Genomic DNA, 21549 nt, shown 5'->3' with positions numbered 1-21549 from the left:
CTGGACGACCTTCGTCGGCGTGAACCTCGTCTTCTTCCCCCATCACTTCCTTGGATTGGCTGGCATGCCGCGTCGTTATGTCGACTATCCCGACGCATTCGCCGGCTGGAACATGGTGTCCTCGTATGGATCGTACCTGTCGGCCGCGAGTGTCGTGATTTTCCTCTTCGGCATCTTGGAAGCTTTCTACCGGCAAAGAGCCGCCGGCATGAACCCATGGGGGCCAGGAGCTACCACATTGGAGTGGGAGCTGACCTCTCCACCCCCTTTCCATCAATGGGACAGGCTGCCGCAAATCAGATGAGGCCGGGTTGTCGAGGTCCTTTCGGGCGGGCCTGCCCCGGTTCCGCCTTGCTCGACTGGAGACGACTGTCCTGGCGAGCTATCCGTCGGAACCCGCAGCCAGGGGAACCCCCAAGAGCGTGAGTTATGTTGCGCAGCAATGTGCAAGCCCTCGATCTCAGAGCCGCCGCGTCAGGGAATAAGCGGGCCATGCCGGAGCCGGATTTCGCACCTGGAAGCATTGGTCGAAGCGGCGGCTGTCATTCCGCTTCTGCCCGCATCGGTCATCACTGTCGAAACTTCTCGGCAAGGCGGAGCCCAAGGGCCAAGATAGTCAGCGTGGGATTGGCCTCGCTGGATGTGGCCAGAACCGAGCCACCTGCGATGTGCAGGTTCGTCAACCCATGCACTCGGCATTCAGCGTCAACAACCCCGTCACTCGGGCTGGCAGACATTCTTGTAGTGCCGAGATGATGACCATTCATGGCTCCTGATTTTCTTGCCATTTCGACCACATTGTCAGGCTCAAATCCGGAAATGGTGGCTCCGATCTTCTCCAACTTGCAACCCAGCAGCCGATGGGCGCGGGCAATGCTCTGGAGATCGTTGTCCGTGAATTTCCAATCGACGCGCAGCTTCGGCATGCCCAGCCGATCGCGTTCGGTCGTTAACGTCAACCTGCTTGCGTGGTTCGGCTCCTGCTCCGAATGGAACTCCAGGTCGACCAAATTGGAGCGCGGCTCCAACACCACAGAGGGCAGCTTTCGCCGTGCGAATGTTCTGTTCGCCATCCAGCCCGCACTGAAGCGCCCGAGGCGCAACGGCGAAGAAACGACGTTGTGAAGGTGCGCGAACGTTTGCTTCAGTGTCACTGAACGTTGCTGCTGACCTCTCAGGTATCTTGGGAGAAATGTCCTTTTAACGAGATACATCGCCGAGAGGATCGGGTCGTTGTGGCTGGGGTCGGCAGGATCTGGTAGATGGGTGCGAAAGATCTGGTTGAGCAACCCATGCTCCCGCTGCGCTCCGTGAGTGAGCGCCAGCCGCCTTCGGCAGTAGATTCCCGCCGCGTCCCGCTCGTACCCAAAAGCGACTGCCTGAAGGGCGTTGGGCAACCTTAGAGCTCCGACTGTGCCTCCAAGATGGGCCATATAGTAGCGGCCAAGCTGATCTCGGGCGTTGCCGATTCCAGCCTGCATCACATCATTCGAGGCGAGTAGCAGCCGGGTAGTCTCGAGGCCGCCGGCGGCCAATATGTAGTGGCACGCTGTGACCTCACGCTTTGTGCCCTTCAGGTCAACAACGTCGATGTGGTGAACTGAGCGCCCGTTCGGCACCAGGCGAATTCCCGTCGCCGCAGCGTTTAACCAGACGTGGATGTGCTGTGAGCGCCGCAGCAACTTGGCAAACCGCTTCCACATGTTCGTTGGTGGGCTAAACCGCTCCAACCGGGTTCTAAACAAATCGCCGTCGACACCTTGGACGAGTTCAGGTGGAGAACCCGGTAACGCACTTGTTGGATCGTAGTCGAACGGCCCAGCCTCGATCACCTCGTGCGCAAGACGATAGTAGGGCAGCAAGGTTTCGTAGGTGATTGGCCAGCCCGATTGGTTCACCCATTCGCGCTTCTGGAAGTCAATGCTATCGAACGGCACGCAGCGGCCACCCCATGCTCGGCTCGACCCTCCCAGAGCGCGTATCCGGAAACTCTTCAGCGACGAATGGGCGAGAGGATCTGCAACGATGCCGTCATAGAGCTCTTGCGAGCGCTTGGTCTGCCACTTCCCGCCAGCTTCCAGAACGCAGATTCGAAGCTTCGCATCTTCGAGAGCCGAGGCAATGGCCAGTCCGACAGTGCCACCTCCGATAATGCAGATATCGTAGGCAAGTCCATCACCCGCTGTGGTGAATTGAGCGATCAAGCTTCACTCCGTGGCGAGCCAAGGCATTCGCACGAAAGCAGAAGGGTTCCAACGCCAAGCGCGCTCAAAGCAGGCCCTCGCCCGGCTTGGCAAGGCAGGTAGGGCGCGAAGGAGCAGTTTGATGGGTGGTCGGTCTCACTAGAAAAAACCCCGGGGGAATTTACGCCAGTGGCGTCGCGTTCTCTCCGTTTGGGCTTCATTAGGCCAACTGCAAGCGCGCGTAACCAATCTCTACCCTGGGTCCGGAACGTCAGCCAGAGCCCTTGCTTGAACAGTTGAGCTTTCAGACCCCCAGCCACTCTTCCGCGTGACGCGCGGCGGCCGTGTCGATGGCGTCCGGCGCGAGGATGCCTCGGGCTCGGGCGAACTCCTCGAAGGCGACACGCGCCTGCTCCGCATGACCGCCGCCCAACAGGGCCGAACGGCAGGCCGCCAGCGTCTCCGAATGCGCGGTACCGCGGCTGCCAGACCAGTCTTCAAGCACGCGGTAGGCCTCGAGAACGGAACCGACCTCGTGCGGAAATCCCAGCCCTACAAAGACGTGTACAGGGTGGATGAAGGTGCAGGACATCATGGTGGGAACTCCTTGATCTATATCTTCGGAACGTGCGAACGGCCCGACAGTTGCATGGGCCCGAGCGACATCCTGGGCAAGCTGCTTGGCGTGGAGCGAGCACCAATCCTTGAAAGATTGCCGCTCTTGTAGGCATTCGCCATCGGCTTCACCTGGTCCTTGTCATCCGCCAGAATCCGGAGGGCGCCTAACCGGGCCACGGCGTCATTGTTCCGTCGGGGTACCCTCTGACGTGGCCTGCAAGTGGGCTGGCAGTCGTTCCTGCCGGTCTTCAGCTCAGCCATCGCAACGAGCGCTGCAGGCGCGAGGCGGCCTCGGTTTGAACCAGTTCGTCAAGGTGACGCGCTGCCAGCACGAGACTGGCGCGGTGCGGGCAAGGGCTTCGTCAGTGGCTTGCCGATGCCGCTGGACGCTCCGGTGATGACGATGACGCCTGCGCCTCTCGGCGGCGCTGGAGCCGCTCTTCCATTGCAAATCCTTTCGAATGAGGCCCGGCCGAACGGGACCGGGCGACCCGACAGCGAGTGGATCGAGCCATGGTTGCGCCCCGAACCACGCTGCGGCCCAGGCGTTCCCGCACGCCGCGACGAATCCGCGGCCGTGACCGGCCGAGAGGGCCGGGGATTGTAGAACGAACAATTTGGCGCCTTGCCAGTTAGGGCCCTTCGTAACGCCTTCCCGAGCGCGACCAGCGCATTGATCAACGAGGTAGCGTCGTGAGATTTTCATCGGCTCCCACCCTCTTGGCGGCAGCGCTTGCCGCGACATTCAGCGGCTGCTCGAACAGCGATAGCAATTCGGCTGCGCCGGTCGGCGCGGCCGCGCCCGCGGTTCCGCAAGTCGGCTTCGTGACGCTGCATGGGCAGCAGGTTCCGTTCGTCGCCACCGTGCCGGGCCGCACGGTCGCTTCGGGGGTCAGCGAGATACGCCCGCAGGTGAGCGGGATCATCCAGAAGCGGCTCTTCCGGGAGGGCGGGGAAGTCAAATCCGGCGATGTCCTCTACCAGATCGACGACCGCCTATACCGGGCGGCGCTCGATTCCGCCAAGGCCGCCGCGGAACGGGCCAAGGCGACGGTCGCCAATGCGCAGGCCGAGTTCGGGCGTCAGGGCGAACTCGCCCGCCGCAACGTCGCCTCGCAGCAGCAGCTCGATGTCGCGCGCGCGGCGCTGGCGCAGGCGCAGGCCGATCTTGCCGGCGCGAATGCGGCGATCGAGACCGCGCAGATCAACCTCGACAATACCCGGCTGACAGCACCGATTTCGGGACTGATCGGGACATCGCTGGTCACCGAGGGAGCCCTGGTCACAGCGAACCAGACCAGCGCCCTGGTCACGGTCAGGCAGACCGATCCGATGTTCGTCGACATGACCGCGTCCAGCGCCAACCTGCTGCGGGTCCGCAAGATGATCGCCGAAGGCACCTTGCATCAGGCAGGTCCGTCGCCGGAAGTCCGGCTCACACTCGAGGATGGCTCTCAATATCGGGAGGTCGGTTCGATCGAGGCTGCCGAGGCGAATGTCAGCGAGACGACCGGAACCGTGACGATACGGGCGCGCATCGGCAATCCGAAACACGTGCTGCTGCCCGGCATGTACGTGAGCGCGACGGTCGCGGTCGGGACCGGTGACAAGGGGTTTCTTTTGCCGCAGCGCGCGGTGAGCCGCAATGCGAAGGGGCAGGCGACAGCCATGTTCGTCACCGCCGACGGCAAGGCCGAGCAGCGCGTCCTGCAAACGCAACAATCGTACCATGACGCCTGGCTCGTCTACGAGAACGTGAAGGAGGGCGACAGGCTGATCGTGGACGGCTTGCAGAAGCTGCGCAACGGAGAGGCCGTGAAGACGACCGAAGTCGGGCTCGATGCCCAGGGCGTGGCGCAGGACGCGACGTCCTCAACCACGCCGAGCCAATGAGGCCGACATGTCGCTGTTCTTTATCCGCCGGCCGGTCTTCGCCTGGGTCATCGCGATCGCCATCATGCTCGGCGGCGCGCTCGGCATAACCAGGCTGCCGATCTCGCAATATCCGGAGATCGCCCCGCCGACGATCCGCATCACCGCGACCTATCCCGGCGCCAGTGCGCAGACGGTGGAAAATTCGGTAACCCGCGTCATCGAGCAGAACATGACGGGGCTGGAAAATCTCGATTACATGACGGCGTCGAGCGATTCCAGCGGCCGCGCCAGCCTGACGCTGACCTTCAACAACCAGGCGGACCCCAACATCGCGCAGGTCGACGTGCAGAACCAGCTGCAACTGGTCGAATCGCAGATGCCGGACCCCGTCCAGGCAAATGGCATCAGGGTCAACAGGTCGACGACCAGCATCCTGATGGTCGTGACGCTGACCTCGACCAATGGCAGCATGAGCTCGAACGACCTCGGCGACTACATCTCCAGCAACATCGAGGATGTCATCCGGCGGGTGCCGGGTGTCGGTGACCTCAACGTCTTCGGCTCCGGCTATGCGATGCGGATCTGGCTCGATCCGACGCGGCTCGAACGCTTCCAGCTTACCCCCGCCGATGTCACGTCAGCCGTCCGGGCTCAGAATACCCAGGTCTCCGTAGGCCAGCTCGGCGCGACGCCGGCGGTTTCCGGCCAGCAGCTCAACGCAACGATCACCGCTCAGAGCCAGCTGCAAACGCCCGACCAGTTCCGCAACATCATCCTGAAGACCGAGACCGCCGGCGCGGTCGTGCGCCTCGGCGACGTGGCGCGGGTGGAAATCGGCGCCGAGGCCTACGCGACCAGCTCGCAATATAACGGCAAGCCCGCCGCCGGTTTCGGCGTGAACCTGGCCGCCGGAGCCAACGCGATCGACACGGCCGCCGGCGTGCGGGCGGCGATGGAGCGCCTGAAGGGAACGCTCCCCGCCAATGTTCAGGTGGTGTACGCCTATGACACGACACCCTTCGTCGAGCTTTCGATCGGGGAGGTGGAGCGTACGCTGCTTGAGGCGATCGTGCTGGTATTCCTGGTGATGCTGCTGTTCCTGCAGAACTTCAGGGCGACGATCATACCGATGATCACGGTGCCGGTGGTGCTGCTCGGAACCTTCGGCGTGCTGTGGATCGCGGGCTATTCGGTCAACACGCTCACCATGTTCGCCATGGTGCTGGCGATCGGCCTTCTGGTCGACGACGCCATCGTGGTGGTCGAGAACGTCGACCGGCTCATGGGGGAGCAGGGGCTTTCGGCGCGCGAGGCGACGGAGAAGTCGATGGGGGAGATCACCGGCGCGCTGATCGGCATCGCGCTGGTGCTGACGGCGGTGTTCGTGCCGATGGCATTCTTCGGCGGATCGGTCGGCATCATCTACCGCCAGTTCTCGGTCACCATCGTGACGGCGATGCTGCTGTCCGTCCTGGTGGCGCTGATCCTCACGCCGGCGCTTGCGGCGTCCTTGCTGAAGCCGCGCCAGGGGGAGAGCCGGTTCCCCCCGTTCCGCTGGTTCAATCGAGCGTTCCAAGGCACGACCAACGGCTACGAGCGCTCGGTCGGCGGCATCATCCGGCGCCCGGCGCGCGTGGTTGTCATCTTCCTGTTGATTTCCGCCGGCGCAGTCTACCTGTTTCGCGACCTGCCAAGCTCGTTCATTCCGGCCGAGGACCAGGGCGTCCTGATGGTGCAGGTGCAACTGCCGAGCGGCGCGACCGAGCAGCGGACACGGGCTGTGCTCAGCCAGATCAGCGATCATTTCCTCAACACCGAAAAGCAGTCGGTGGAGAGCGTCTTTGCGGCGATCGGTTTCGGCTTCGCCGGAAGCGGGCAGAACGCCGCCATGGCATTTGTCCGGCTGAAGCCGTTCGAACAACGGGCAAGCCCGGACATGGCCGCCACCGCGATCGCGATGCGCGCGATGAAGCGGTTCGCCGCCATTCGCGATGCGCAGGTGTTCGCGCTCGCACCCCCCGCCATCCCCGGCTTGGGCACTTCGGCCGGCTTTGACATGTATCTGCAGGATACCGCCGGGGCAGGCCGGGATGCGCTGGTCAGCGCGCGTGACGCCCTGCTTGCGAGCGCCAACCAGGATCCGAGCCTGAGCGGGGTGCGGCAGAACGCACAGGAGGACCAGCCGCAATTCCGCATCAACGTCGACGGCGAGCGGGCCGGCGCGTTCGGCGTCGGCATCGCCGACATCAATTCGATCCTCGGCACGGCCTGGGCCGGATCCTATGTCAACGATTTCGTCGATCGCGGCCAGATCAAGCCTGTCTATGTGCAGGCCGACGCCCCGTTTCGCATGCAGCCCGAAGATGTCAGCCGCTGGTACGCCCGCAATTCGAACGGCGAGATGGTGCCGTTCTCGGCCTTCACCAGCACGCAATGGGCTTTTGGACCACCGAAGCTCGACCGGTTCGGCGGCGTCTCGGCGGTTGAAATTCAGGGGACGGCCGCAGCTGGGACCAGTTCGGGCACGGCCATGGACAGGATGGAGGAACTGGTGGCGAAGCTTGGCAACGGCTTCACGGTGGCCTGGACCGGGCTGTCTTACCAGGAGCGTCTGTCGGGAAGCCAAGCGCCGGCGCTGTACATGATCTCCCTCGTCGTCGTGTTTCTCTGCCTGGCCGCTCTCTATGAAAGCTGGTCGATCCCCTTCGCGGTGATCTTGTCGGTCCCCATCGGCATCTTCGGCGCGCTGCTCGCGGCGTGGCTGTTCGGTCAATCCAACGACGTCTACTTCAAGGTGGGGCTCCTCACCACCATCGGCCTCGCCTCGAAGAACGCGATACTGATCATCGAATTCGCCCGCGACCTCGAAGCCTGCGGCCGCAGCCGCGCCGATGCGATCATGGAAGCGGTGCGGCTGAGGTTCCGGCCGATCATCATGACCTCGCTTGCGTTTATTCTCGGCGTCACGCCGCTCGCGACCGCGACAGGAGCTTCTTCGGGTGCGCAGAACTCAATTGGGATCGGCGTCATGGGCGGCATGCTGGCGGCAACCTTGCTCGGGGTGTTCTTCGTCCCGCTGTTCTTCGTCCTCGTCTCGGCGCTGACGAGCCGACTGCGCGGCGAAAAGTCCGCGCGCGGACAGGCAGATGGCCGGCAAGAGCCTGTCTAGCGCCGTCCACCGGGCCGGCCCGTACCCTTCGGGACCCCCATAGGTGGCCGACGGCTACCGCTTCCTGGCCGGCCGCAAATGGTGGGTGGTGATCTTCAACCCCGCAGCCATCGTTTCGCTTGCCATGGCAACCGACGTGATCGCCCAAGGCATCGGCGCTTTCGAAAAACGATGGATGAATGCCAGCAGTTCTGGTCCTTCTCGGCCATCACCAGATTGCGTTGCTACCGCACATCAGCAGAACCGGATTTCGAAAAGTCGTTCCTTAGCTCATAGATTTTGTCGAATATCGTCTCCCCCGGTTCGACCCGGTCGCTGTACTGCTTGCTACGAGTTCTCGGCACGAGCGACTCAATCGCAGACATGTGTGAAAATTCTTTCGATCGGCGTGGTTCCGGGTAAGGTTCCTCTCGGAATTAGGGGCAGGCCCATACGGAATTTGCCAATTCTGTTTCAAACAGTAACTTCTGCTTTGTGTCGCTTTTGGGAGGCGTCTAGGTGGTCATTGACATTTTACTGGTTGCCCCGACCGATCTCCTTCGGGTCCGGGACCTAGCCCTGGTCATCTGGCAGGCCCACTATACACCCCTGATCGGCGCAGACCTGGCGGCGGGCATCGTAGCCGATATCTATTCCATGCCCAGTCTCTACGCGGACATGCACGAGCGACGGCAAAGCTATTGGATCATTACGACAGACGGGAAGGACGCAGGTTATGCCTCCGCGTATGTTCAAGGCGGAACCCTGTGGATCAAGAAGCTGTATCTGCTGCCTGAAACCCGAGGGATGGGATTGGGCAAACTCCTGATCGAGACAGTTCGCAACTACTTCGGCGTAGGTTATCCGCAAGCGCTCTTTGTCGCTGAAAAGAACCAATCCGCGATCGATTTCTACCGTTCCCAGGGGTTTTCGATCGAGCGTCTGGAGCCTGTAATGATGGGTCCACACCAATTCCACGACTACTTGATGACCAGAGCGGGTTTACCGGACGCAGCAGGAAAATAATGGCTTCACCCGGCTGCGGCTATCGGCTCATTAATCCAATATATCTGTGGGCAGGCTCGTGTCCTCCCCTGCCTTGTCCCAAGCCTGCGCCGCAATCTTCCAGTTGCCCTGATCCTTCACCAAAAGCATCATTTCAACCACTCGCTCCAAGTTGATCTCGTTTTCGACATTCTCACAGGCGATAACTGCCACTGCTACATTGCCAAACACCTGTATCTTGCTGCCGAGAACCCTTTCATCAAGCGACAACAGGTCGCTTCCTGCGAGAGAACTCATTCGCTTGATGAACGCGGGGACGGATTGGGGCCGGGCCGGCCGCGATGAAGGAAACATTTGCGCATCCGGAAAAAAATCGGATCGGAATTTCTCCCAGTCGGGCTCGCCCGCCGCCTTCCAACTCATGCTTGCAAACTGGCGCGAGATCAGAGCCCGTATGGCGTTACAGTCGCTCTCAACCGTTGTGTCCATTGCAGAATCCTCCTCAGATTATACTCAGGGGTTAGCAGAGGCTTCCCGGGCCGATTGGAACGCTGCACCCTTTGCGATAGCTGCTCCAAGACCTGGTCCAATAATGTGCTTTCCGCAAAATCTTTGGCATGCCATCCGAAACAGAACCGCTTCCTCCTGTTTTAGAACAAAGTTGCATTACAACTGATGCCGGTGGGGACAAACGCATCCGTGATTGGATCCCCGCAGGAGGGCAGCTTCGATCTGCCGCCAGCTAACAGTGGACGTTCAGCTCTCGGCCCCAAGGCTGCCGGACCGCAATGCGCCTCATATCGGCCGATAGGGCGTTCCTATCCGTGTCGATAAGCGGACGTGGATAAACAACCCGCCATGAACGGCTTTCGTCATCAGGGGTCGCCCGAGGCGTTTGTAGCGTTCGGATCGGGCGGGCGGGTTGATATGAGACCCGACGTCTTGCCGATTTAGAATGGAAGCTTGATTTCGCCCAACGAGAAAGGCCTACCGGCCGCTATGAGCGCCGCAACCGTCTTTCTGTCCTGTTGCCGGCACTTCACGAGGCCGTTCAGAACCCTGTCGAGAGATATCGCGCCGGCGCCGGCTATGGCCAGGACGAACATGCCGCCCGCTATTGCGAGATCCTTTTCGAAATGCAGCAATTCGTTCTGGTTGGCGAAATTGGTGTGGAACAAAGCTGCCGTTGCCAAACAGAAAAGTCCGAGCGCCACCGCGCCCAGACGCGTCAGCAGACCAAGGCCGACCGAAAGGCCAGCTCCCAGCTGCAGCGCTAAGGTGGCTATTAAAAGCGGCAGGCTGACGCCGAGCGCCGTCATTGCCTTGGCTGCACCGGCGAAATGCGTCGCCAGCTCCAGGCCTTCATGCACGAAGAGCAATGAGAGCAGCAGGCGACCCGTCAGCAGGGTCAAGTCGGTGAGATGTGGTTTCCAGGCGGTTTGTGTCGTTGTCACGATGGGCTCCATGGGAAAGGAGCAGGCGCCTTGCAGCGCCTGCCTGGTTTTACTTGGTCACCTTGGTGTCGATGGCCTTGTGGAGGTCTTCGAGTTCTTCACAGCCGGCGGGACACAGCTTCTGCAGCGACGCCAACTGCTCGTTGGCCTTGGCCATGTCGCCGGTCTCTACATAGAGTTCGCCCAGATATTCGCGGGCGGCCTTGTGGTCGGGCTTCAGCTCGAGCGCCTTGTTGTAGTAGGTCAGCGCCGTGGTGAAATCGCCGGTCTTGCGCAACGTGAAGCCGAGCAGGTTGTAGACGTCGGCCTGCTGGTTGTCCTGCGCGAGATCACGCAGATCGGCCAGCGCGCCCTTGTAGTCCTTGACGGCGATCTTGGCCTGGACGGCGGTGAGGTCGGGTGCATCGGTGCCCTCGATGTCGTCGACCGCATAGGCCGGCATGATAGTGGCCACGGGAACGATGGTCAGCACGGCAATGGCGCCAAGCAGGCCAAACAGGGCGTGCTTGCCCAGATAGGATTGTTTCATCATCTTTCTCGCTCGGGTTGGGAGCTCGCGCTCAAATCTGAACTGGGGTGAAACCATAGGCATTGCCGTCTTTCACGAAGACGCCGGTGCCGGGGAACGGGAAATGCGAACCCGAGATCCGGATGTCGTCGGCGATCACGCGATCGATCAGCTTGTGCCGCGTGGTGATCGCCATCGGCCCGTCCTGGTCGTAACTGCCCTGCCACTCCGGATGCGGCGCCAGAAGGGCGGGCACATACATGGTGTCGGCCGAGATCATCAGCTGTTCCTTGCCGGAGTTGGCGAGGTAGACCGAATGTCCCGGCGTGTGGCCGGGCGCAGCGATGATCTGGATGCCGGGTGCGACTTCGGCGTCGTCATTGACCAGCTTCCAGTTCTTCCATTTCGGAAAATTTTCGGCGATGCGCTTGCCCGCCGGCTTGCGGCCTTCCGGCAGCTTGGCCAGCCGGCTGGGGTCGGTCCACCACTTATATTCCGTGGCGTTGACGATCAGCTCGGCATTGGGGAACACCGGCGCATTGGTGCCCTTTTCCATCAGGCCCCAGACATGGTCGGGGTGGAAATGCGAGATCATGATGGTGTCGATCGTCTTATAGTCGATGCCGGCGGCGGCCATGTTGGCCGGCAGATGGGTGGCATTGGTCTGCCATTGGCCGACGCCCGATCCGGCATCCATCATAATCAGCCTGCCGTTCATCTTGAGGACGACGACGGTGAGCGGGATGGGCATGAAGTCTGTCGTCAGGCCGGCCTTGGCAAGCGCTGCCTTGGTGTCCTCGACGGAGACATCCTTGATGAAGGCCGGGTCGTGCGGCTTGCGCCAGATGCCGTCATAGATGGCGGTGACCTCGATATCGCCGACCTTGTATTTGTAGAAGCCGACGGCCGGCTCGACCGACGTTTCGGCGAAGGCGGGACGGGTGAATTCCAGCTTGCCGGCCAGACCGAAGGCGGTCGCGGCGAGCGTGGTTCCAAGCAACGTGCGACGTGTCATCATGAACATAGGTGATCTCCTGCAGCCTTATGGGGTGATGATGGAGAGCCAAAGGTTTGGCTCTCCATCGTGAGTGGTAAGAGAAGATGTTCGGAAGGGTGTCTTCAGCGGCCCCAGATGCCGTCGTTGTTGTGCCTGGTGATGATGTCCTGAGCCGACCCCTGGCGCGGCCCGGTCGTCACCATGGTGTCGACGCCGGCTTGGCGCGGGGAGGGGGAAATGGAAGCAGTGGCATTGGTGTCAACGGTAGCGACCGGCTGATTGGAGTTGTTGCCGCCATGGTCGCTGCCGGCAAAGGCAGCGGTTGAGGCAAGCAGCATGGCAGCCACGCTGAGAGCGAGCTTGGTCATTTCGGTAGATCCTTTTTTCGTTTCTTGGGTGCGTGCCGGGAAACTGGCCCCGCTAACAAGAAGACCCATCAGGACGTCCCTTTATTCCCGGGCGGCGCGAAAATTCTTTTGGAGGTCCCGACATCAGGGGCGGCGCCCGCCCGGAACTGGGGCCGACGCTGCATGCGCACGTCCAAGGTCGGCACCATGCTGCCGTAGTCTCAGCCCGTGTAAGGAGCTGAGCCAACAGTGACATCGCACTTGATATCGGCTGAAGAGGCTTCGACAGACGGTTATCAGCCCGTCACGATGGCGACGCGGAAGCGCGCCACGAAGTCGTCGATCTCCGGCCGCTCCATGTCGGAAATCGCCCAGTATGAGAAGGCGCCGTCGCTCCAATGCACAAGTGAAAAACCGCCCTCCGAGAGATCGACCGGGTCGGTAACCACCCCGGCATTTTGCGGCTCGGCCACAAGGGTGATCAGATGTTCGCGGTGGCGATAGACCAGCGCTGGCACCGCCCGGCCGCCGATGACCTCGACCCTGCCACCGATGAGTGCAAATCCGTCCTTGGCCATGTCCGGCGCCGGCGGCGAAAGGCCGAGCCTTGCATCGAGCCATGGCTTTACCGTGTGCCGGTCCGACGAGACGACATCGACGGGGCTGGTCGCCAGCAGGCTGCGTTGGTGGCCGCTGGCTACCCCTGCGGCAAAGCTGTCGGCTACGCTAGGCTGCATCGCCCATTGCGTCGCGCCGCTGGCCAGAACTGCGCTGATCATGATCGAGGCCGCCATGGCGCGCCAGTCGAATGATCCGAAGTTGCGCGCCGACCACCACGTTCGAGCGGACTTCGCCCGTATCGGCGCTCTGGGCCGCAGCACCTCGACGCTGCCGGATGCTGCCATGGCTGCAATGCGCGCGCTGAACTCGTCGCTCACCTGGGGCTTCGGAAGCCTGGCCACAGCCCCTTGCAAGACCATGATGCGGGCATGTTCGGCCGCCAGCTTGGGATCGGCCGCGATGCGCCGCTCGACAGCCATGGCCGCGGCGGCGTCAAGCTCGCCATCTATCAGCGCGTGCAGCATCAGGTTCATGCCTGCGGCGTCCTCGGGCAATCCATCGTTGTGCGCACTCATTGCGCCCTCCCAAGGTCAGAGATCAGCAGGCCACGCGCCCGCGCCAGCCGCGACATCACCGTGCCAATCGGCACGCCCAGCATGGCTGCGATATCGCGGTAGGCGAGGCCATTCACGTCGCGCAGCACGAGCGTTTCTCGAAAGGGTTGCGGCAGAGCGGCGATCGCCGCCTCCAGGGCCGCCACGTCTGTCTTGGCGATCAGGCTCGCCTCCGGGCTTTCGCTCTCACTCAGATCGACTGCGTGAGCGGCGCTCACCTCGTCGAGATCACCGAGGTCGCCCACCGAGACGATGCTGCGCGGGCGATTGCGCGCCAGCCATGTGTAACACGAGTTGCGAACGATGGTGAGCAGCCAGGCACGTGCATTGCCGCCTGCATAGCTTGCGATGTTGGCGTGTGCCTTCATGCAGGCGTCCTGCACGACATCCTCGGCGTCGGTGGCATTGCCGGTCAGCCAGCGGGCCAGCGAAAGCGCGTCGGCGAGATGGGGCATTACCACTTCGCCGAAGCGGTCGGCTCGCGCATTGCTGCTTAGCATCGGTACACCGTCACATGCGCCTCGCCTTGAGTGCTCATGGGGCGAGAATGGTTCTGCCTTGCGATCGAACCCAGAGGAAACATGCCGGGTCGCCAGTTGCGGTGAATTTGAAGGCAACTGTCTCATCGATGTCAATCACACACAGGACCGCAACGATGCATCCACCCGGACGCGCTCTTGAGCACAAGCATTGCCGAATCCACGGCCGGCATGGATCCGTGGCGTCTTAGCATTCTCGATCCCGACCGGGGCAGGACGTTTTAAGGTAGACAGGCTGGGAGCCAGCCAGCCGCAGGCGCCCAACGCGTCGCCTTCAAGAGGTCTCGGGAACGCGTCGACCGTTGCCGTCATGGTCGTCAGTATGTGGAATTGCAGGGGGGCGTTCCTTCAAGGTCAATCAGCAGCGTATGCATGGAAGACCAGGGCGGGCGGCGTTTTATTCCCGGACAGCGAAAAAAGATGACTGGAGGCCATGTGACAGGCGCCACCAGCGGCGCACAGACATTGTCCATCTGGCGTTAGCCGAGAGGATCAAGAGTTCGAGCCCTCCGACAATATCTGCTCTTTAAAGAAATCAATAAATTTCCGCGTCTTCAGGGGCAGGTAGGCGCGCGAAGGATAAGCGACCCACACGGCACTCTCCTGCGCCCCGACGCTGATCTTCCAACCCGGGAGGAGCTGGACGAGCCTTCCGCTTTTGATGTCCTCATCCACCGACCACTCCGGCAGCAGCGAGATCCCGACGCCGTCGCGTACCAACTGGCGAAGCGCCAGTGTGTTGCTGGTCCTGATCTTCGCCGGCACGGTCAATTCGATATTTTCGAGATCCCGCCTGAACAGCCACAGCGGCGTTTGAGGTGAATTCGTGGTCGGCAAACAGACATGCGCACCAATGTCTTCTGGCCGATCGACTTGAGGCACTGAAGACAGATATTCTTTCGACGCCACCAAACGACGCTCGATTGACTTTAACTTGGAGACGATGAGGTCGCCGGTCGGACGCGGCCCGAGACGCAAGGCGACGTCGACCTGCTGGGCAACGAGGTCCACCAAAGCGTCCGAGAGCAGCAGATCAATTTCAATGCGCGGGTACTGCGCGCAGAATCCGGCCAGCAGTGGCGCGACGACCGCTTCGCCGTAGGCGTTTGAGGCTGTAACGCGCAACATGCCGCTTGGCTGTTCGACGGTGGCAAGCGCTGCTTCGCGGGCCGCCGCAACCTCGTCCACAATAGGCAGGATGCGAGACAGGAAAATCGCTCCGGCCTCGGTCAACGACAGTTTCCGGGTCGTTCGCTGGAACAGTCGTGTCCCAAGCTGTGCTTCCAGTCCAGCTATCCTGCGAGACAATGTCGATGCCTCGCTGGCTTCGGCCCGCGCCGCAGCCGCAATGCTGCCAAGTTGAGCGACGCGGCAGAATGTCTTGAGGTCGTCAACGTCCATTCATGCAAAACTGGCATGAATATCATGCAAAATACAAGCATTATCTCTCAGTCATCATCGTCTATCGATACAACGACAGATAGCCGAGCCTTCCAAGGAGAGATGATCTATGAAGTGTGAAATCAAACGTGTCCTGTTCGGCTGGCGGCTGGCGGTGACGGCAGTGGCTGCGTTTTTGCTCGCCTCTGGGGCGACCGAAGCCGCGTCCAGCAAGCCCACCATTGTTCTGGTTCACGGTGCGATGGCAGACAGTTCGTCTTGGAATTCAGTGATCCCGATTCTCTCTCGCGATGGCTACACCGTCGTGGCAGTAGCGGACCCGCTTCGAAGCGTCTCTGGCGATGCCGCAGCCGTTGCCAGCGTGGTGGAGAGCATCGACGGGCCTGTGGTGCTGGTTGGCCATTCCTATGGCGGGTCCGTCATTACAAACGCCGCGCTTAACAGCAAGAATGTCAGGGCGCTGGTTTATGTCGCCGCATTCGCGCCTGACAAGGGCGAGAGCACCTTCGCTTTGATCAGCAAGTTTCCGGGTAGCGAGCTTGGCGCGGCTCTGGCCAAGCCAATTGCGCTGCCAGATGGCAGCCTTCAGTTGTGCGTCGATCCGGCAAAATTTGCCGGACCCTTTGCCGCCGACCTGCCTACGGAGCAGGTGGCACTGATGGCTATCACGCAGAGACCTGTTACCGAGACCGCGCTGAAGGAAGCTTCAGGCGCGGCCGCCTGGAAAACCCTTCCCTCCTACTTCGTCTACGGCGCGGCCGACAAAAGCATCCCTCCGGCTCTGCACGACTTCATGGCGAAGCGTGCGCACGCGCGCGAAGTGGTGGTCGTGCAGGGTGCATCGCATGTTGTCATGCTTTCTCATCCGGCAAATGTTGCTGAAGTGATCGAGGAGGCGGCGCAGGCCCATTGAGCGATCACCGTCACCTGAGAATTCAGGTCTCTACCCCATTTGCGGCGCCAAACTGCGCCCAATTGCCATCAAGGACAGACACATGACGAACTTTCCCATTCACTCCATCGAAACGGCGCCCGGAGCTTCCAGGCCGGCACTTGAGGCACTGAATTCAGCCTTCGGCTTCATTCCAAATATCGCCGGCACGATGGCAACCTCGCCTGTGCTTATCGGCAGCTTGACCGACCTCTTCGCGCGGGTACATGGCGGGAGCTTCAGCGAAGCGGAGATCCAGATCCTGCTTTTGACAAATGCAGTCACCAACAAGGCAGAGTGGGCTGTGGCCTTTCACTCCTATCTGGCGATTGCCGAGGGGGTCGGCGCTGAATCTGTCACCAGCATCAGAGATGGCGCTCTACCTGTGGACGCCAGGCATGCGGCTCTGGCGAAACTCACGCGTACGCTTATCGAGAGGCGCGGTGGGCTCAGCGAGGTGGAAAAGCGCGAATTCCTCGATGCGGGCTTTGATGAGAGCCGGTTGCTAGAGGTGGTCGCCGTTCTTGCGGCGTCTACGATCACCAACTACACGTCCAACATCACCCAACCGCCGCTGGAGACCCCATTTCAGCCGCATGTCTGGCAGACAGGTAGGGGCTGATCCGGACAGTATGCGGTCGTGCCGGGCGCGTTCGATGCATTGGGCGCGGAGGCAAAGACCATGTAACGCCAGGACCGAGTGAAATTTGCCACGCGGCCGTCATCGAGCTTTCCATGTTGCGTGATCTAATCTCAGCTATGCCCAGGTGGCGTTCATCAATCAGCTGATGGTCGGTTTCAGACGTTCGTCTGCCGACCCTTTCGTCTGCTATCATTCTTCGGCGGCCAAAAGCCGAGCTTCCGCTTCCGGCCCCTAACCTGACGTCCGAGCAGTGGGTTGGCGACGCCCTTAGTTGGCCAGGCAGTCCTAGGGAGCGGTGGGATAGTTGTAATGTTTTTGGCAGGCAAGCGAGCCGCAAACCGCCCCATCGAGGCGAGTGCTAGTGCGTTGATATTGCTGCCGTAGAAACCTGGGGATTTCTGGAGCTACTCCCCAGCTTCGGAGAATGATGGGCATTCAGAGAGCGGATAGGGGAAGAAGGTCGTGTCCTCATTCCCCAACTCTCGGCCGAAAACCCCGCGAACGCTGCGCTTCGGGCCGCGATGGAGCGACCGGGAGAATTGTTTCGATTTTGAGGGTGGTAGAGGGAGAGGAACTGAGATTCAACCTTCTCCACCTGCACTTGTTCCTTGCACGCTGGCCTCAGCAGCACCTAATCCTGCCACGCAACCTGGAGGAGCAAGCCAGTGCTACCGAGCTATGTAGACACCGATCGGCTCGTCGCTGTAGCCATAGGCCTCCGCCCGTCGGGGTTCACCGGCGTCGGGGTGGGGGCCGGCCTAGGGGGGGCCCAGCAACGCGCACGTCAGCCTGGCTATCTTTCGAGTCGCCGGGTCCGGTGACCGCCAGATCGTCAGGCTGGATTATACCCGACAAATCTTGATAGGCTGCCGTTCTGGGGGTCGCACGATGAACGAGGTTGAAAAGCTGGCCGTCGAGGTTGTCGCGACCGGCCTTGGCTGGCCCGAGGGCCCGACGGTGCTGCCCGATGGCCGAATTGTCATCGTCGAAAGCTATCGCAGCCAGCTGACGGCCATAGATCGCGACGGAAGTGCTCGCCAGTTCGCGTATGTTGCCGGAGCGCCCAACGCCTGCGTTCTCGGATCGGATGACCTGCTCTATGTCTGCCAGAACGGCGGCACGACCGGACCTTGGCGGGCCGCGGACATGACGACGCCATCGATCCAGCGGGTTGCCGAAGGCGGAAAGCCGGAAATCCTGCTGAGCGAGGTCGCGGGCATTCGGCTCAATGGGCCAAACGATCTTGTATTTGCTGCTGACGGCCGGCTCATCTTCAGCGATCCCGGCACATACAACCCGGGGAATCCGGACCCAAGCTACATCTTTGCCGTCAACCCCGACGGCAGTGCGTACCTTGCTCTCGGCTTCGACAAGCCGACCTTCCCCAATGGTGTGGCGATCGAAGCCGACGGCTCGATCATTTGGGGGGAGTCCTATACGGGGCGCGTCAAGCGGCAGCGTCCGGATGGTTGCGTCGAAGACCTGGGCCGCTTGCCTGGGCCCAATCCGATCCCGGACGGGCTGAAGGTCGGAGCCGATGGCCGCCTTTATGTCACGGATATTGCCGCCAACGGCATTCACGTTCTGAAGCCCAACGGCACAGCGGAAGGTTTCTTCGTCTGCGGCAAGGCAACGACCAACTGCGTCTTCTCGGGCGAGATGCTTTGGGTGACAAATGCCGGCGTGCTGGCGACCGGCAGCGATCCCTCCTTTGAGGGAACACTCTCCTGCGTGCGTGTTCCGGGAGGCGGTGGACCGACGCATCATGGTCGCATCGGCGGAAAGCAACCGTGAGTAGCTCCTCGTCCGCCTCAAACACAGGCGATGACCCCGGCGCCGGCGGTGCGGCATCGTCTGCTTCGATGGCGGCGTTGAAGCGCCTGTACAGCGTGGCCGCGGTCCGCATCGCCGCGCGGCGGACTTTGCCACGCCCGGTGTTCGACTTCGCCGATGGCGGTGCCGAGGATGAGCGAACGCTGCGCCGGAACGAGCAAGCTTTCAACGAGGTTGCCATTCTGCCGCGACCGCTCAACGGTGCAACGACGCGAGACCTTTCCCTTGACCTCTTCGGCGCGAAACTTGCCATCCCGCTGGGCATCGCGCCAACCGGCCTGGCTGGGCTGTTCTGGCCCGACGGCGAGCGCGCAGCCGCCCGAGCCGCAGCGGCCGCAGGGACATTCTACTGCGCCAGCCACGGATCCGTCTGCACGCTGGAGGACATAGCAGCCACCGGAAGTAGCCCACGGTGGATGCAGGTGTTCGTCTACACCGATCGCGGCTTCACCCGAGAAATGGTGCATCGGGCGCGTGCCTCAAGCTACGACGCGCTGGTGCTCACCATCGACAACCAGATGCTTGGCAACCGTGAACGCGACATCCGCAACGGTTTTGCCATCCCGCCGCGCTTCGGTGTGGCCGGAACCCTCGCGACCGCCACCAAGGCGGCGTGGCTTCTTCGTATGCGCACCCGACTCCCGAAACTGACCTTCGGCAACTACGCGCGCCCCGGAGATACGGCCACGGTCGGTGCATTGGCGGGCCGGATGGCGGCAATGCTCGATCCCGGACTCTCCTGGGCCGATGTCGACTGGCTGCGCACTGTCTGGTCCGGACCGTTGTTGCTGAAAGGCGTCCTGCATCCCAGCGAAGCCGCCGAGGCTGTAGCCCGAGGAATCGACGGCATCATCGTATCCAATCATGGGGGACGTCAGCTTGACGGCGCCGCCGCATCCCTGGACGCGTTGACGGCAGTTGTCGCGGCTGTCGCCGGCCGCGTACCAGTGCTTATTGACGGAGGCATCAGGCGAGGCTCTGACGTCGTCAAGGCCCTGGCGCTCGGCGCCTCGTGCTGTCTGATCGGGCGGCCGCAGTTGTGGGGGCTCGCGGTCGCCGGCGAGGAGGGGGTACGCCACGTGCTCGAACTCTACCGCAAGGAAATCGACCGCGTCATGGGACTGATGGGCGCGCGGAGCCTGCGCGACCTCGGGCCGGACTGTATTTCGTTCGTTCAGGGAATGGGGCCGCTACATGATTGAAGACCCACCACTGCTCACCATCAAGCGCCGTTTCGAACGGCCCGCAGCAGAAATCATCAGTGCTTTTGCGGGCGTGCCGGTTAGCCAGGTCGTAGACGCGATGGGGGGACGCGGCGCCTTGCATTATGCGATCAAGCCACTGTCGCCAGCTACTGCGACGATGGTCGGCGTCGCCGTGACCTGTCACTGCGGTCCCGCCGACAACCTCGCCCTGTTTGGAGCACTGGATGCCGCAGCAAGTGGCGATGTCATCGTCGCGGCCACCGACAGCTTTGCCGGTACGGCGGTAACTGGCGATCTCGTGCTCGGCATGGCGCGCAACAAGGGGGTCGCCGGCTTCATCACTGACGGCCTCGTGCGCGACGTTGTCGGGATCGAGGCGGTCGGGTTGCCGGTTTACTGTGCCGGGATCATTGCGAACTCGCCTGCGCGCAATGGTCCAGGCACGGTCGGATTCCCGGTGGTAGTGGGAGGAGTGACTATCTCGCCGGGAGACATACTGGTCGGCGACCGCGACGGTCTCGCCGTGGTGCCTCGCCTGGAGGCTGAGACGGTGCTGGCCCGGCTCTCCGCCATCAGGGCGGCTGAGAAAACTCTTGATGGCCTGGTGCGGCAAGGTCTCGAGATGCCCGACTTCGCCAAGGTCGTCCTCAAATCGAACAGGGCGCGCTTCGTTGACTGAGATGTGAGCTTCTCTAGCTGCGGGACATATGAAGCGCAACACGATTTCGTCCTTCCGATTTGGCACGAAACAGAGCCAAATCGGCGGCATTGACGAAATCGTTTGGCGTCTCGTTCTCTGTGGGCACCGCTGTTGCGACGCCGACGCTGATGGTCACGCGATCCGGGCCGTGGGGTATGTTCAACTCTCGCACGCTCTGGACGAGCCGCTCGGCGATCGCACTGGATTGTTCCAGTATAGTGTCGACCAGCACGATGACGAACTCTTCGCCTCCGTACCGCGCAGCGAGATCGGTGGAACGGCCGGAACCGCTCTGGATTACGCGGGCGATTTGCTTGAGCACATCGTCGCCGGCCATATGGCCATAGGTATCGTTGTATCGTTTGAAGTTGTCGGCATCGATCATCAACAGCGACAGTGGGGACTGTGCGCGAAAAGCGCGTTTCCATTCAGCCGCCAGATATTCGTCAAGATAGCGCCTGTTACCGAGACCCGTCAGGCCATCGATCCGCGTCAGACGTTCAAGCTCTAGATTTGCACTGATCAGCTGTCGCTGGCTTTCCCTCAGCGCTCGGTGTGCCGAGTCTCGCTGGACGTGATCCAGATAGGCCCGCGTGTGATATCGAATGCGTGCAATCAACTCGATACGATCCGGCAGTTTGACGAGATAGTCGTTCGCGCCCGCAGCGAAGGCTTCGCCCTTGGTGGCTGGATCTTCCTTGCTCGACAGCACAATGACTGGAACCGCGCGTGTCGACGCATGCTTCCTGTATTCTCGCACCAGATGTAGCCCGTCCACCCCGGGCATGACGAGATCCTGCAGGATAACGGTTGGCTTTACCTCATCCGCGACCGTCATCGCTCTCAACGGGTCGGTGCAGAAGTGTAAGGATATATCGGGCTCGTTGGCTAGAGCGCGCCTGACCGCCTCGCAAACCATGATCTGATCATCGATGAGCAGAACCATGGATGAATAGTTATCTGCGAGTGGCGGGACCAACTCTGGTT

The 21549-nt window shown here is 61.7% G+C and carries 20 protein-coding genes; 9 read left to right on the top strand and 11 right to left on the bottom strand.

Annotation, left to right across the window (positions count from 1 at the left end):
• On the top strand, window positions 1-304 hold a 304-nt coding region (locus X730_RS0134870), incomplete at its 5' end, for a cbb3-type cytochrome c oxidase subunit I (RefSeq protein WP_031197449.1).
• A gap of 265 nt (window positions 305-569) precedes the next feature.
• Here the strand turns inward: X730_RS0134870 and X730_RS136980 are convergent.
• Together X730_RS136980 and X730_RS136985 are read right to left on the bottom strand one after the other, a co-directional pair.
• Entirely contained in the window at window positions 570-2204 is a 1635-nt protein-coding gene (locus X730_RS136980) for a GMC family oxidoreductase (RefSeq protein ID WP_023827605.1), read from the bottom strand.
• Between the two features lie 283 nt (window positions 2205-2487).
• Window positions 2488-2778 carry a DUF982 domain-containing protein gene (locus X730_RS136985; RefSeq protein ID WP_023827604.1) on the bottom strand — a complete coding sequence of 97 codons (291 nt, stop codon included), beginning with the start codon at window positions 2776-2778 and terminating at the stop codon, window positions 2488-2490.
• A gap of 743 nt (window positions 2779-3521) precedes the next feature.
• Here X730_RS136985 and X730_RS136990 point away from each other — a divergent pair.
• The 3 genes from X730_RS136990 (at window position 3522) to X730_RS137000 (ending at window position 8850) form a co-directional block, all read left to right on the top strand.
• Entirely contained in the window at window positions 3522-4694 is a 1173-nt protein-coding gene (locus X730_RS136990) for an efflux RND transporter periplasmic adaptor subunit (protein WP_023827603.1), read from the top strand.
• A 7-nt stretch (window positions 4695-4701) separates the two neighbouring features.
• On the top strand, window positions 4702-7845 hold the full coding sequence (locus tag X730_RS136995) for an efflux RND transporter permease subunit (protein ID WP_023827602.1): 3144 nt from the start codon (window positions 4702-4704) through the stop codon (window positions 7843-7845).
• Between the two features lie 498 nt (window positions 7846-8343).
• The gene (locus X730_RS137000; protein WP_023827600.1) at window positions 8344-8850 is read left to right on the top strand and encodes a GNAT family N-acetyltransferase; all 507 of its coding nucleotides are present in this window, start codon (window positions 8344-8346) and stop codon (window positions 8848-8850) included.
• Between the two features lie 30 nt (window positions 8851-8880).
• Here the strand turns inward: X730_RS137000 and X730_RS137005 are convergent, their stop codons facing one another.
• The 8 genes from X730_RS137005 to X730_RS137035 all read right to left on the bottom strand — a co-directional run bounded on the left by X730_RS137005 (window position 8881) and on the right by X730_RS137035 (window position 15250).
• A complete protein-coding gene (locus tag X730_RS137005; RefSeq protein ID WP_023827599.1) occupies window positions 8881-9318 on the bottom strand; it encodes a nuclear transport factor 2 family protein in 438 nt (145 codons plus the stop codon).
• Between the two features lie 461 nt (window positions 9319-9779).
• Window positions 9780-10283 (bottom strand): DoxX family protein, encoded by a 504-nt coding sequence (locus X730_RS01715; protein WP_245261439.1) that lies wholly within the window; start codon window positions 10281-10283, stop codon window positions 9780-9782.
• 49 nt (window positions 10284-10332) lie between these two features.
• Entirely contained in the window at window positions 10333-10812 is a 480-nt protein-coding gene (locus X730_RS137010; protein ID WP_023707900.1) for a tetratricopeptide repeat protein, read from the bottom strand.
• Between the two features lie 31 nt (window positions 10813-10843).
• Entirely contained in the window at window positions 10844-11815 is a 972-nt protein-coding gene (locus tag X730_RS137015) for an MBL fold metallo-hydrolase (protein ID WP_023827596.1), read from the bottom strand.
• Window positions 11816-11910: 95 nt separating this feature from the next.
• The gene (locus tag X730_RS137020) at window positions 11911-12156 is read right to left on the bottom strand and encodes a DUF680 domain-containing protein (protein ID WP_023827595.1); all 246 of its coding nucleotides are present in this window, start codon (window positions 12154-12156) and stop codon (window positions 11911-11913) included.
• A gap of 275 nt (window positions 12157-12431) precedes the next feature.
• Window positions 12432-13271 carry an anti-sigma factor gene (locus X730_RS137025; RefSeq protein ID WP_023827594.1) on the bottom strand — a complete coding sequence of 280 codons (840 nt, stop codon included), beginning with the start codon at window positions 13269-13271 and terminating at the stop codon, window positions 12432-12434.
• Window positions 13268-13765, bottom strand: a complete 498-nt coding sequence (locus X730_RS137030; RefSeq protein ID WP_245261438.1) for a sigma-70 family RNA polymerase sigma factor — start codon at window positions 13763-13765, stop codon at window positions 13268-13270. Before X730_RS137030 ends, X730_RS137025 begins: the two co-directional genes overlap by 4 nt.
• Window positions 13766-14341: 576 nt before the next feature.
• Window positions 14342-15250: a LysR family transcriptional regulator gene (locus X730_RS137035; protein WP_023827592.1), complete on the bottom strand. Its 909-nt coding sequence runs from the start codon at window positions 15248-15250 to the stop codon at window positions 14342-14344.
• A gap of 109 nt (window positions 15251-15359) precedes the next feature.
• On the opposite strand from X730_RS137035, the gene X730_RS137040 reads away from it, so the two are divergent.
• The 5 genes from X730_RS137040 to X730_RS137060 all read left to right on the top strand — a co-directional run bounded on the left by X730_RS137040 (window position 15360) and on the right by X730_RS137060 (window position 20541).
• On the top strand, window positions 15360-16163 hold the full coding sequence (locus X730_RS137040) for an alpha/beta hydrolase (RefSeq protein ID WP_023827591.1): 804 nt from the start codon (window positions 15360-15362) through the stop codon (window positions 16161-16163).
• A gap of 82 nt (window positions 16164-16245) precedes the next feature.
• Window positions 16246-16803: a carboxymuconolactone decarboxylase family protein gene (locus tag X730_RS137045; RefSeq protein ID WP_023827590.1), complete on the top strand. Its 558-nt coding sequence runs from the start codon at window positions 16246-16248 to the stop codon at window positions 16801-16803.
• A 909-nt stretch (window positions 16804-17712) separates the two neighbouring features.
• Window positions 17713-18618 (top strand): SMP-30/gluconolactonase/LRE family protein, encoded by a 906-nt coding sequence (locus tag X730_RS137050; RefSeq protein WP_023713489.1) that lies wholly within the window; start codon window positions 17713-17715, stop codon window positions 18616-18618.
• Between the two features lie 68 nt (window positions 18619-18686).
• Window positions 18687-19859: an alpha-hydroxy acid oxidase gene (locus X730_RS137055; RefSeq protein ID WP_023827589.1), complete on the top strand. Its 1173-nt coding sequence runs from the start codon at window positions 18687-18689 to the stop codon at window positions 19857-19859.
• Entirely contained in the window at window positions 19852-20541 is a 690-nt protein-coding gene (locus X730_RS137060; RefSeq protein ID WP_023689452.1) for an aldolase, read from the top strand. The genes X730_RS137055 and X730_RS137060 overlap by 8 nt, the downstream gene beginning before the upstream one ends.
• A 13-nt stretch (window positions 20542-20554) precedes the next feature.
• On the opposite strand, the gene X730_RS137065 is transcribed toward X730_RS137060, so the two are convergent.
• Window positions 20555-21508 carry a PleD family two-component system response regulator gene (locus tag X730_RS137065; protein ID WP_280816247.1) on the bottom strand — a complete coding sequence of 318 codons (954 nt, stop codon included), beginning with the start codon at window positions 21506-21508 and terminating at the stop codon, window positions 20555-20557.
• Between the last annotated feature and the right edge of the window lie 41 nt (window positions 21509-21549).

The sequence above is a fragment of the Mesorhizobium sp. L103C131B0 genome, assembly GCF_000502275.1.
Classification (GTDB): domain Bacteria; phylum Pseudomonadota; class Alphaproteobacteria; order Rhizobiales; family Rhizobiaceae; genus Mesorhizobium.
The sequence above is the reverse complement of the archived record's forward strand: the minus strand, read 5'-3'. Positions and strand labels throughout refer to the sequence as shown.